Here is a 12,161-nt window from a genome sequence, read left to right as displayed (position 1 = left end):
TCAGCCGGTACATGCGGATGGCAGGACACGACGTGCTGATGGTCAGCGGCACCGACGAGCACGGCACCCCGATCCTGATCGCCGCCGACGAGGCCGGACTGACGCCGCAACAGCTCGCAGACCACAACCACCGGGTGATCGCCCAGGATCTCGCCGGGCTCGGCATCTCCTACGACCTCTACACGCGTACGACGACGCGCAACCACACGGCCGTCGTCCAGGAGCTGTTCACCGGCGTCTTCGAGAACGGCTACTTCCTCGAGCAGACCACCCACGGCGCCATCTCGCCGTCGACCGGTCGTACCCTGCCTGACCGCTATATCGAGGGCACCTGTCCGATCTGCGGCTACGAGAAGGCCCGCGGCGACCAGTGCGACAACTGCGGCAACCAGCTCGACCCCGCCGACCTGAAGAACCCGCGGTCGCGGATCAACGGCGAGACACCGGAGTTCGTCGAGACCCAGCACTTCTTCCTCGACCTGCCGGCCCTGGCCGACGCGCTGACCGCGTGGCTCGACGAGCGCGAGGCGACCGGTCTGTGGCGGCCGAACGTGATCAAGTTCAGCCAGAACATCCTCAAGGAGATCCGCCCGCGGGCGATGACCCGCGACATCGACTGGGGCATCGCGGTACCGCTGGAGGGGTGGCGGGAGAACCCGACGAAGAAGCTCTACGTCTGGTTCGACGCCGTGATCGGCTACCTGTCGGCCTCGATCGAGTGGGCGCGTCGCTCCGGCGACGCCGAGGCCTGGCGTGCCTGGTGGAACGACCCCGCCGCCCTGTCCTACTACTTCATGGGCAAGGACAACATCACCTTCCACAGCCAGATCTGGCCTGCGGAGCTGCTGGCCTACAACGGCAAGGGCGCGCGTGGCGGCAGCGTGCACGAGCTCGGCGAGCTCAACCTGCCCACCGAGGTGGTCTCGAGTGAGTTCCTGACGATGGAGGGCAAGAAGTTCTCCAGCTCGCGCAAGATCGTGATCTACGTGCGCGACCTGCTCGAGCGCTACCAGCCCGACGCGTTCCGCTACTTCGTGGCGGTGGCCGGTCCGGAGTCGCAGGACTCCGACTTCTCCTGGGCCGAGTTCGTCCGGCGTACCAACGACGAGCTGGTCGCCGGCTGGGGCAACCTGGTCAACCGGACCGCGACCCTGATCCACAAGAACTTCGGGGAGATCCCCGCCGCCGGCGAGCTCGGCGAGGCAGAGTCCGCGATCCTGGCCGCTGTGGCGGGTGGGTTCGAGACCGTCGGTGAGCTGATCGGCACGCACCGGCAGAAGGCCGCGATCGGTGAGGCGATGCGTCTGGTCGGCGAGGTCAACAAGTACGTCTCGGACACCGAGCCGTGGAAGCTCGCCAAGGACCCGGCCGACCGCGAGCGGCTCGGCACCGTCCTGCACGTGATGGCCCAGGCGGTGCACGACCTCAACTTGCTGCTCAGTCCGTTCCTGCCGTTCAGCGCCAACGCCATCGACGCCACCTTCGGCGGCCCCGGCACCCTCGCCCCGCTGCCGCGCGTGGACGAGGTCGACGACCTCGACGTGGCGGGCCTCAGCTACCCGGTGATCACCGGCGACTACACCCAGGTCCCGGCCTGGGGCACGCGTCCGGTCGAGGTCGGTGCCGTCGTCGGCAAGCCGACCCCGGTCTTCGTCAAGCTCGACACCGCGATCATCGAGGAAGAGCTCGAGCGCCTGGGCAACTAGCCCGCCGAGATCCGGGTTCACCACCGCCGAGATCCGGCTTAGCCACGAAGGCCCCACCCGCCGGCGGGGCCTTCGTGCATCCGGGGGCAGGCTCACTGCCCGCGGCGACGGGTCACAGTGCGCAGTTGGCGTGTCGAGCCGGGCAGGTAGACGCTCAGGGGAACGGCACAGTCGCTGGGCTGGATGATCCCGCGCCGGTACGGGCCGGGGAGATACCAGACCTGCTGGCCCTCGGGGGTCCATGAGGTCGCCTCGCTCCACCGCAGCCCCGAGCCCAGTCGGAGCGTGACGGCGACCGGGGAGCCGTCCGCCGTGGTCGTGGCGAGTCTGATCCAGCGTGCGTCGGGTGGCCAGAGGGTCGTGGTGAGGCCGCCGGCGAGCCCCTCCCAGACCTGCCAGGGCCGCCGCCTCAGCTCCCTGCGCCAGCGCAGCAGCCGGGTGGCCCCCACGATCGTGTTGAGGAGGCCGAGGGCGCTCACGCAGGGCGGACCGATCAGGGCCAGCTGGGTCAGATCGGAGTGGTTGGCGGCGTCGGTGGTGCGAATCCGGTCGGGACGGTCGGGGTGGTAGAGCACCGCCAGTCCGGTCCCGACCGGGTGGTCCTCGACAGTGGTGCCGCTGACGGTGGCGTCCAGGACGACGCCGTTGACCCGGTAGCGGATCTCGACCCAGGACTGCCCGAACGTGTCGCCCGCGCCGCCGTCGATCACGGTCCCGGGGGTGGTCGTGGCTCCGTCCCTCCAGCGTTCGTCGGAGGCTCGTACGCCGAGGTGGATCGCGAGACTGGCGACGGCGAGGAGTCCGGTGACGGCGCCGGTCAGGGCGACGCGGCGCGCCGAGCGCCGCCACGCCTGGCGGGTCCGATCCGCCTCCCAGGCGGGCCGGCCATCGGTGGGCATCGGGGCGACGTCGCTGGGAAGCACGGCGCCGAAGAGCGGGTCGTCGGAGCTCAGCCCTCGGCGACGTCGGTAGCGCCGCAGTCGCAGGATCAGTACCAGGACGTAGAGCGAGCGACCCAGGACCACGATCCCGACCAGTCCGCACAGCACCATCGGCACGCCCCACGGGACCGGATCGTTCGTGTCGTCCACGGTACGGATCCGGTCCGGGTGTGCCCGGTCGTAGAGCACCGTGACGGTGGTCTGCGGCGCCTGGGCGTGGGCCGGGTCATCGAGCCAGACATCGCGCTCGTACGTCGTCCCGGCGACCTGATAGCGCACGACCAGGTGACCGCTGTCGAAGATGTCCCAGGATCGAGCAGGGACTGAGCGCAGCACGGTCGCGGTCGTGCGCTCACCGGAGGTGGCCAGGGTGCTCGCTCGTGCATTGGTGGCGACGAAGAACGTGACAGCGGCGGCGGTGAGCCCCAGCCCGACCACGACGGCGGCCAGGGTGAGCGCGACGCTCCGACGTGGTGCGGCGCTCTCCGGTCGCTGGTGGGGCACGGCTGCCAGCGTAGGGGCTGGGCGCCCGTGGCGACGTCGACACGGCGACGTGGCGTTCAATGTCGAGCGGGTCAGTCGACTATCGTGGCGGCATGTCGGTCGAATCGCTGCTGCTGCCCTCGCTCGACGGTGCCGAGGTCGTCGTGCCGGCGCCGGGTCAGGGGCCGGGCAACTGGGCCGGCGCGGCCTCGGCGGTGCTCCACGACGGGGTCTTCTGGCTGACCTGGCGCACCCGCCGTCCGCTGGCCGAGGGCCGTGGTGTGACGGTGAGCGTCGCGCGGTCGAGTGACGGTGTGCGGTTCGAGACGGTGGCCGAGGTGCACCGCGACACCTTCGGGTGCGAGTCCCTGGAGCGGCCGGTGCTGGTGCCGCTGCCTGAGGGCGGCTGGCGGCTCTACCTGTCGTGTGCGACCTGGAACTCCAAGCACTGGTGGGTCGACAGCCTCACCGCCGCGACGCCGGCCGAGCTGCCCGACGGCGAGCGTCGGCTGGTGCTGCCGGGTGACGACACGGTCGCGGTCAAGGACCCGGTGATCACGGTGACCGACGGGTCCTGGGAGATGTGGCTGTGCTGCCACCCGCTGACCGAGGTCGGCCAGGAGGACCGGATGACCTCGCGCTACCTGACCAGCGCTGACGGGCTGACCTGGCGCGACCACGGCGAGGTCCTGGCCGGGCGGCCCGGCGCGTGGGATGCGCGCGGTGCCCGGGTGACCACGGTGCTCTCGCGCGAGCCCCTCACCGTCCTGTACGACGGCCGGCCTGACGCTGCCTCGAACTGGCACGAGACCACCGGTGTCGCGATCGCGGGCCCCGACGGCCGCCTGCACGCGCAGCCGGGGGAGCCGGTGCGCAGCGCCTTCTCCGACGGCGCGTTCCGCTACGCCAGCGCGGTCGCGCTGCCCGATGGACGGACCCGATACTACGTCGAGGCGGCCCGCCCCGACGGAGCGCACGACCTGGTCACGGTACTGCGCTGAGCGCTGCCGACCGCTCGCGGAAGGAGCCGCGGCTCTCGGGATCGAGCCAGGCGCCGTAGTCGTCGCCGGTGACCTGGGCGAGCAGGTCGATGTCCTCGGCGAACGCCGGGATCAGGGCCGCTCGGGCCTCGGGTGTCAGTCGCGGCCGGTGGGCGCCGTGCTCGCTGCGCAACAGCGGGTGGAGGCGGGGCTCGGCGGCACGCCACACCTGGGGCGGGGCGAACTGCCCGAGCCAGGCGCCGGTGCGGATCACCGGGCCGACCAGGCGCGGTCGCCAGCCGGGCTCGACGTAGCTGCGGGAGTTGTCGGCCGGGATCGCGTCGACCTTGCCGGTCCTGATGCCGAGGAACCGGGCGGCCTTGTCGACCGCCGCACGGGGCGTGTCGACGAGCTCGCGGTAGCGCAGCACCAGGATCTGGGCGGGGTCGATCCGCTGGTGCAGATCGGCGAGCTGCTCGCCGTACCGGCCGAGGTCGGCGTACCGCCAGAAGGGTGCCCACCCGCGTCGGATCCGCTCGCGTTCGCGGGAGAACGCGGTGAGGAAGTCGGCCTCGGGCTCGAGGCCGTCGCACCACAGGTGCATCCAGTTGGAGTAGGCGCGGTCGATCGGGTCGCGCACCACGGCGATCAGACGGACGTCGGGCAGCTCGGTGGTGATCCGGCGGCGTGCGCCTGGGCTCCACAGGTAGAACGGTGTCGCCTCGCCACGGAGACGCTCGTGGGAGCCGTACGGTCCGTCGTCGTGGGCGAAGATCGCCTGGTAGTCCTCACGACGCCACACCCACTCCTGCTGGGAGTGGGCGTCGCCGGGGCCGACGTACGCCGGCGGGGGCGCGTCCTCGCAGAGCCAGTACTTCGGCTCCTTCGGAGTGCTCATCGCGACGTCGGGGTGCCGCGACAGCGCGGCGTGGAGCGCGGTGGTGCCGGCCTTCGGCGCCCCGATGATCATGAAGTCAGGTGCGGGTCCCTCCATGACGGCAGCATAGAACATAAAGGCGACTAAAATAGTCGATCAATGATCGTGGTGCATCCGTGCAACCGATCGGCGGGCTGCGGACACAATGGGGTATGAGCGCCGAACCGGGACACGTCGACCCGCTGTGGTCGCGCGTCCTCGCCGGGGACGCCGACGCGTTCGGTCTCGTCTTCGACGCCCACAAGGACCGGGTCTACGGCCACGCCGTGCGCCTGGTCGAGGACCCGCATCAGGCCGAGGACGTCACCGCGCTCGCGTTCCTCGAGCTCTGGCGCCGCCGCGACCAGGCACGCGTGGTCTCCGGGACGGTGCTGCCCTGGTTGCTGGTCACGACCACCAACGTGGCACGCAACCAGCGCCGGGCGGCACGGCGCTACCGGCGGTTCCTCGCCGCGCTGCCACGCGCGGCGACCGTGCCGGCGGCCGATGTGGCCAGCGTGATGCTCGACCTCACCCCGGCACTGCGCGAGGCGCTGACGTCGCTGCGCGGACCGGACCTGCACCTGCTGGTGCTGATCGCGATCGAGGACTACGCCGTGGCCGACGCCGCCCAGGCACTCGGGATCAGCGAGGCTGCGGCCAAGAGCCGGATGCATCGAATCCGCCACCGCGTGCGCGACAGCCTCGGCGTCGTGCCCACCGACGACCCGCTCTGGAGGACCCGATGACTCGCACGACGATGGACGAGGGCTTCGCCCGCGGCCTGCGCGACGCACTGGTCGCCCACGCGGCGACGGATGCACGTCCGCGACGACTGCGGTGGTGGCGGTCCTGGGCGGTCGGCGTCGCCGGGGTCGTGGTGGTCGGCGGTGGGGCTGCCGCCGTCGGGTCGGTGCTCTGGTCGCCCCAACCCGGCGCCGACCGTGTCACGGAGCTGGGTCGAACCGTGACGGTGACCCGCACCGGGACCGCGACCGTGGACCTGGGCCCGGCTCCGGCCGGGGCCACGGACGTCGAGCTGGCCTTGACCTGCCTGAGCGCTGGCACGCTGACGTTCAGCGACGGTGCCCTGCTGGTGTGCGACGCCGCCGATGCCGCCCGGGCCGCCGAGGCCGACAGCGACGAGGCCGTGGCGACGTACGCGATGGCGCTGAGGCCCGGGCAGACCTCAACGGTGATCACCGCCAGCAAGCCCACGGTTCGCTGGAGGCTGACCGCGACCTACTCCCAGCACGTGCCGACCTCCTGGGGAACCAACGCCCAGGGGCAGACCTACGGCGTCCCGAATGACCGCGGGATGCCCGACCTCATTCGGGTCCAGGCCAGCAACGGACGCAGTGGCTACGCCTTCGTCCGCGACCTGGACGGTCCAGAGCCGACCAGCCCGGCCCAGGCCCTGGAGTGGCAGCGCCGCGATGCCGGCAAGACTCGCAGCGTGACTGTCTACGAGAGTGACGGTACGACGGTGGTCGGGACCTTGGTGGTGCCGTGATCGCGCCGGGGCTCAGCGGCTCGCACGCCCCAGCAGGTCCAGCGGCACGGCACCCAGGTTCAGCATCCGGGTGTGCCAGGCCTTCAGGTCGAAGTCGGCGCCCGCTGCCGCCCGTGCGCTGTCCCGCATCTCCAGCCAGATCCGCTCGCCGACCTTGTACGACGGCGCCTGGCCGGGCCAGCCGAGGTAGCGGTTGACCTCGAACCGCACCTGGCTCGGGTCCATCCGGGTGTGGGCGAGCATGAACTCGAGCATCAGGTCGGCGTTCCAGCGCTCGCCGACGCGCCAGCCCCACGGGTTGGCCGGCACCGTGAGCCCGAGGTGGGTGCCGATGTCGACCACCACCCGGGCGGCGCGGAAGGCCTGCGAGTCGAGGAACCCCATCCGGTCGCCGGGGTCGGCGAAGTAGCCGAGCTCGTCCATCAGGCGCTCGGCGTACAGCGCCCAGCCCTCGCCGTGGCCCGAGACCCAGCACAGCAGGCGCTGCCAGCGGTTGAGCTCGGCGGCGTTCCAGACCGCCTGGCCGCACTGCAGGTGGTGGCCGGGCACGCCCTCGTGGAAGACGGTGGTCAGCTCACGCCAGGTGGAGAACTTCTCCTGGGAGTCGGTGAAGGAGAACCACATCGTGCCCGGACGGGAGAAGTCCTCGGTCGGCGGCGTGTACCAGGCGCCGCCGTCGTTGGTGGGCGCGACGGTGCAGGTGATCTGGCGGATCTCGGCCGGGATGTCGAAGTGGGTGCCGTGGAAGCTGGTCAGCACCTCGTCGGAGCGGGCCTGCATCCAGGAGCGGAACTCCTCACGGCTGGTCAGGTTCCGCGCCGGGTCGGCGTCGAGCAGGGCGATCGCCGCGTCGACGTCGGTGGAGCCGGTCAGTGCGTGCGCGGCCGAGCCCATCTCGGACTCGATCCGGGCGAGCTCCTCCCAGCCCCAGGCGTACGTCGCCTCCAGGTCGATCGAGGAGCCGAGGAAGTACTGCGATGCCAGCGCGTAGTGCTCGCGGCCGACCCCGTCCTCGACCCGACCGCGGGGGACCATCTCGGTGCGCAGGAAGCCGGCCAGGTCGGCGAAGGCCACCCGGGCCCGTTCCGCTTCACGGGCCAGGTCGGTGCGCAGTGTCTCGGGCAGGTCGGGCGAGGCGGTGCCCAGAGCGGCGAAGTAGTCGCCCGGACGCGCCCAGCCCTCGATCAGCGTCGCGGTCTCGGCGTACTGGCGCACGGCGCTCACCCGGCCGGCGGCGGCCTCGACGTTCAGCGTGCGACGATACTGCTCCAGGGCCAGCGGCACCCCGGCCAGACGCGCGGTGAGGTTCTCGGCGCTCTCCTCGTCCTCGGCGCTCATCAGGTCGAGCACGCCGCGGATCCAGTGCGGCGCGCCGTCGATCACCGACAGCTCGGAGCGGTCCAGCTGTGCGTCGGCCTTCGCCACGGTGAGCCCCAGCCGCTCGACGAAGGCGGCCTGGGCCAGCTCCTCGCGGGCGTCAATCGCGGTCAGCTCGCCGACCTCTCGCAGTGCCTCGCGCGCCAGCGCATCACGCTCGTCCCAGCCCTCGGGGGAGAGGTCCGGGAGCTCGTGGTCGTGCCCGGGGACCCCGATCGCGGTGGCCTCCAGCGGATTCAGTACGACGGACTCGGCGAGGTAACGGTCGCTGCGGGCATCGATCTGGCGGGTCATGGCGTCAGCCTAACCGGCTGGTCCGGGGCGGCTTCTGGCCTGCTCCTGACCGCAGCGAGCCTCCGGCCCGGCGCGTACTGCGCGGGGCCGGAGGCTCGTCGGTGCTGCGTGGTGAACCCGGAGTTCGGCGGTGGTGAACCCGGATTTCGGCGGTGGTGAACCCGGAATTCGGCGGTGGTGAACCCGGAATTCGGCGGTGGTGAACCCGGAACTCGGTCAGGGGAGGGTGGACGTGCGCCAGGTCGCCGGGAGCGTGCGCCGCACGCCCCGGGCCGGGTTGTTCCACTCCGCCCGCTTCGGCTTCGGGGCCGGAGCGCCGCCACCCAGCGAGGCGAAGACGGCCACGATGGCCGCCACCTCCTCGGGGGTCGCGTCGGCGTTGATCACCTTCAGCAGCGGGGCGGCCGGGGCCTGCTCCGCTGCGGTGTCGGATGCTGCGTCAGTCATGAGTGTCTCCGAGCTGATCAGAGCGGGATGTTGCCGTGCTTCTTGGGCGGCAGCGAGTCGCGCTTGGTCTTGAGCAGGCGCAGGGCCTTGACCACCTCGGCGCGGGTCTCCCGCGGGAAGATGACGGCGTCGACGTAGCCACGCTCGGCGGCGATGTACGGGTTGACCAGGGTGGTCTCGTACTCCTCGATCAGCTCGGCGCGCTTGGCCTCGACCTGCTCGGTGGTGGCACCGGAGTCGGCCAGGTCCTTGAGCTCGCGACGGTGCACGATGTTGGCCGCGCCCTGGGCACCCATGACGGCGTACTGGCCGGTGGGCCACGACAGGTTGATGTCGGCACCGAGATGCTTGGAGCCCATCACGTCGTAGGCGCCGCCGTAGGCCTTGCGGGTGACGACGGTGACCATCGGGACGGTGGCCTCGGCGTAGGCGTAGATCAGCTTCGCGCCGCGGCGGATGATGCCCTGCCACTCCTGGTCGGTGCCGGGCAGGAAGCCGGGCACGTCGACCAGGGTCAGCACCGGGATGTTGAAGGCGTCGCAGGTCCGCACGAAGCGGGCGGCCTTCTCCGAGGCGTCGATGTCCAGGGTGCCGGCGAACTGCATCGGCTGGTTGGCCACGACGCCGACCGAACGGCCCTCGACCCGGCCGAAGCCGACGATGATGTTCGGGGCGAAGAGCGGGTGGACCTCGGTGAACTCGCCGTCGTCGAGCACGGTCGAGATGACGTCGTGCATGTCGTAGGGCTGGTTCGGGGAGTCCGGGATGAGGGTGTCGAGGGCGATGTCGTCCTCGTTGGGCTCCAGGTCGGCGATCTCGTCGTACGCCGGCGCCTCGTCCAGGTTGTTCGAGGGCAGGAAGGAGAGCAGCGCCTTGGTGTACTCGATGGCGTCCTCCTCGTCGGTCGCCATGTAGTGCGAGTTGCCCGACTTGGTGTTGTGCGTGCGCGCACCACCGAGCTCCTCCATCGTGACGTCCTCACCGGTGACGGTCTTGATCACGTCGGGGCCGGTGATGAACATGCCCGAGGTGCCGTCGACCATGATCGTGAAGTCGGTGACGGCGGGGGAGTAGACGTGACCACCGGCGCAGTTGCCCATGATCAGGCTGATCTGCGGGATCACGCCCGAGGCGCGGACGTTGCGGCGGAAGATCTCGCCGTACAGGCCCAGGGAGACGACGCCCTCCTGGATCCGGGCGCCGGCGCCCTCGTTGATGCCGACGATCGGCGAGCCGGTCTTGAGCGCCAGGTCCATGACCTTGACGATCTTCTCGCCGTAGACCTCGCCCAGCGAGCCGCCGAAGACGGTGAAGTCCTGGGAGAACACGCAGACCTGGCGACCGTCGACGGTGCCGTAGCCCGTGATCACGCCGTCGCCGTAGGGGCGGTTCTTCTCCAGACCGAAGTCCTGGGAGCGGTGACGCGCCAGCTCGTCGAGCTCGACGAAGCTGCCCTCGTCGAAGAGCATCTCGATCCGCTCGCGGGCGGTCTTGCGGCCCTTGGCGTGCTGCTTCTCCTGGGCCTTCGCGGCGGGCTTGGTTACTGCCTCGTCGATGCGACGCTCCAGATCCGCCAGCTTTCCGGCAGTCGTGTGGAGGTTGATCGCCGACTCTTCGGGCGCTGTCAGGTTCTCGGCACTCACAAGGTGGCACCCTACTGTCTGTGAGTTCACCTGCGCCGCTCGATCCTGTGACCCTTCTCACAGGAGACGATGATTGGGTCGTCGAAGTCCTCTCCGAGACGCCCTCCACGAATGCCGTCCTGGCCGATTGCGCCCGCGAGGGCGCCCCGGAGGGGCTGGTGATCGCGACCGAGCACCAGACCGCCGGACGCGGCCGTCTTGACCGTGTCTGGAGCACGCCGCGGTACTCGGCCCTGACCTTCTCGGTGCTGCTGCGACCGCGCGATCTGGCGATCACGCGCTGGACCTGGCTGCCGCTGTTGGCCGGCCTGGCGGTCACCTCCGCACTGCGCGAGATGGGCTTCGACGCGGGCGTGAAATGGCCCAACGACGTCTTGCTCAGTAGGACTGGCCCGGCTGAGGGCACCCGCTCGGAGGCGAAGGTCTGCGGGATCCTGGTCGAGCGGGTGGAGACCCCCGACGGTCCGGCCGCGGTGATCGGGATCGGACTCAACACCTCGATCGAGGCCGCCGACCTGCCGGTGGAGACCGCGACCTCGCTGACCATCGAGTCGGGGGCACCGGTGGACCGCACCCAGGTGCTGATCACGGTGCTGCGCTCGCTTTTCGCGCACTACGCGGACTGGCTCGCCGACCCCGAGCAGGTGGCCTCGACGTACGGTTCGGTCAGTGTCACCCTCGGTCGTTCGGTCAGGGCCGAGCTGCCGGGTGGCGACATGCTCCTCGGCACCGCCGTGGCGGTGGACTCCTCGGGCTGTCTGGTGATCTCGACCGAGACCGGTCCGGTCACCGTGGCTGCCGGTGACGTCGTGCACCTGCGGGCCGTCTGAGAGTGGGATGATGCCGCCCGTGCCCGATTCCGAAGCCCCCCGTTTCACCTCGGCCGAGGTCGCCTCGATCACGGGGATCTCCGAGGACCGCTCCAAGCGGCTGTGGCGCGCCCTGGGGTTCGCCGACGCCGGCGGCGAGGCGATCTACAGCGAGGCCGACATCGAGGCGCTGCGCACCGTGGAGAAGGTGCTCGAGACCGGTGTCGTCGACTTCGACATGGCGATCAACCTGACCCGGGGCCTGGGCCTGTCGATGGCCCGGCTGGCCGAGTGGGAGGTCTCGGCGCTGGCCCACCAGTTCGACGGGCACGGTGAGGAGGACGGCACCGCGACCGCCCCGCGGGCCGCGGCAGAGACGTTCTCCACCTCGTTCAACCCGTCCTTCGAGCGGCTGATGATCTACGCCTGGCGGCGCCACATGGCCAACGCGATGGGGCGTCTGGACACCGCCGACGAGGCCAACACCATCCAGGTCACCGTCGGGTTCGCCGACATCGTCTCCTTCACCGCGCTGTCCAACACGCTCTCGGAGGAGAAGATCGGCGACCTGGTCGAGCTCTTCGAGTCCCGCTGCGCCGACGTCGTGGCGTTGCAGAAGGGGCGCGTGATCAAGTCCCTGGGGGACTCGGTGCTGTTCATCAACGAGGACCCGATCCGGGCGCTGGACACCGGCGAGGGGATCATCAACGTGATCGGCCGGGACCCGCGGATGCCCGATGTCAGGGTCGGGATCGCGACCGGCTCGGTGGTGCTGCGGATGGGCGACGTCTTCGGCCCGCCGGTGAACATGGCGGCCCGGCTGACCGCTGTCGCCCGCCGCAACCGGATCATCATCGACGAGGCCACCGCCGGGCAGCTGCCGCCGGACCTGTTCGAGACCCGACGGCTCCCGGCTCGGCCGGTGCGCGGCTTCGGCGTCCTCGAGCCCGTCGCCGTGATGCGGCACTGACAGGCACGTCCACAGGGTCTGCACAGCGGATGGCATGAAGATGCCATTGGCCCTAACCTGCAAACGGTCGATTAACGCGTCC

11 protein-coding genes are annotated in these 12,161 nt (G+C 70.6%); 6 read left to right on the top strand and 5 right to left on the bottom strand.

Annotation, left to right across the window (positions count from 1 at the left end; genetic code table 11):
* Positions 1-1,706, top strand: a 1,706-nt coding sequence (gene metG / locus Q1V88_RS15430; protein WP_300682182.1) for a methionine--tRNA ligase, incomplete at its 5' end; no start/stop codon positions are given.
* Positions 1,707-1,798: 92 nt separating this feature from the next.
* On the opposite strand, the gene Q1V88_RS15425 is transcribed toward metG, so the two are convergent.
* Positions 1,799-3,151 (bottom strand): DUF3592 domain-containing protein, encoded by a 1,353-nt coding sequence (locus tag Q1V88_RS15425; protein ID WP_300682181.1) that lies wholly within the window; start codon positions 3,149-3,151, stop codon positions 1,799-1,801.
* Positions 3,152-3,243: 92 nt separating this feature from the next.
* On the opposite strand from Q1V88_RS15425, the gene Q1V88_RS15420 reads away from it, so the two are divergent.
* Positions 3,244-4,131: a hypothetical protein gene (locus Q1V88_RS15420; protein ID WP_300682180.1), complete on the top strand. Its 888-nt coding sequence runs from the start codon at positions 3,244-3,246 to the stop codon at positions 4,129-4,131.
* On the opposite strand, the gene Q1V88_RS15415 is transcribed toward Q1V88_RS15420, so the two are convergent.
* On the bottom strand, positions 4,115-5,104 hold the full coding sequence (locus tag Q1V88_RS15415) for a sulfotransferase (RefSeq protein WP_300682179.1): 990 nt from the start codon (positions 5,102-5,104) through the stop codon (positions 4,115-4,117). The two genes, Q1V88_RS15420 and Q1V88_RS15415, sit on opposite strands and share 17 nt — an antisense overlap.
* Positions 5,105-5,199: 95 nt before the next feature.
* On the opposite strand from Q1V88_RS15415, the gene Q1V88_RS15410 reads away from it, so the two are divergent.
* Both Q1V88_RS15410 and Q1V88_RS15405 read left to right on the top strand, forming a co-directional pair.
* Positions 5,200-5,775 carry an RNA polymerase sigma factor gene (locus Q1V88_RS15410; protein ID WP_300682178.1) on the top strand — a complete coding sequence of 192 codons (576 nt, stop codon included), beginning with the start codon at positions 5,200-5,202 and terminating at the stop codon, positions 5,773-5,775.
* Positions 5,772-6,539 carry a hypothetical protein gene (locus Q1V88_RS15405; protein WP_300682177.1) on the top strand — a complete coding sequence of 256 codons (768 nt, stop codon included), beginning with the start codon at positions 5,772-5,774 and terminating at the stop codon, positions 6,537-6,539. Before Q1V88_RS15410 ends, Q1V88_RS15405 begins: the two co-directional genes overlap by 4 nt.
* A 12-nt stretch (positions 6,540-6,551) precedes the next feature.
* Here Q1V88_RS15405 and Q1V88_RS15400 read toward each other — a convergent pair whose 3' ends face one another.
* The 3 genes from Q1V88_RS15400 to Q1V88_RS15390 all read right to left on the bottom strand — a co-directional run bounded on the left by Q1V88_RS15400 (position 6,552) and on the right by Q1V88_RS15390 (position 10,300).
* On the bottom strand, positions 6,552-8,210 hold the full coding sequence (locus tag Q1V88_RS15400; RefSeq protein WP_300682176.1) for a DUF885 domain-containing protein: 1,659 nt from the start codon (positions 8,208-8,210) through the stop codon (positions 6,552-6,554).
* Between the two features lie 216 nt (positions 8,211-8,426).
* Positions 8,427-8,657: an acyl-CoA carboxylase subunit epsilon gene (locus tag Q1V88_RS15395; RefSeq protein ID WP_300682175.1), complete on the bottom strand. Its 231-nt coding sequence runs from the start codon at positions 8,655-8,657 to the stop codon at positions 8,427-8,429.
* A gap of 17 nt (positions 8,658-8,674) precedes the next feature.
* Positions 8,675-10,300, bottom strand: coding sequence for an acyl-CoA carboxylase subunit beta (locus tag Q1V88_RS15390; RefSeq protein ID WP_300682174.1), 1,626 nt, complete (start codon positions 10,298-10,300; stop codon positions 8,675-8,677).
* Positions 10,301-10,347: 47 nt separating this feature from the next.
* Between Q1V88_RS15390 and Q1V88_RS15385 the strand changes: the two genes are divergently transcribed.
* Positions 10,348-11,130, top strand: a complete 783-nt coding sequence (locus Q1V88_RS15385; RefSeq protein WP_300682173.1) for a biotin--[acetyl-CoA-carboxylase] ligase — start codon at positions 10,348-10,350, stop codon at positions 11,128-11,130.
* Between the two features lie 19 nt (positions 11,131-11,149).
* The gene (locus tag Q1V88_RS15380; RefSeq protein ID WP_300682172.1) at positions 11,150-12,079 is read left to right on the top strand and encodes an adenylate/guanylate cyclase domain-containing protein; all 930 of its coding nucleotides are present in this window, start codon (positions 11,150-11,152) and stop codon (positions 12,077-12,079) included.
* Positions 12,080-12,161: the final 82 nt, after the last annotated feature.

The organism is Nocardioides sp. (assembly GCF_030150155.1).
In the GTDB taxonomy this organism is placed as follows: domain Bacteria; phylum Actinomycetota; class Actinomycetes; order Propionibacteriales; family Nocardioidaceae; genus Nocardioides.
This window is presented reverse-complemented; position numbering and strand designations above follow the sequence as displayed.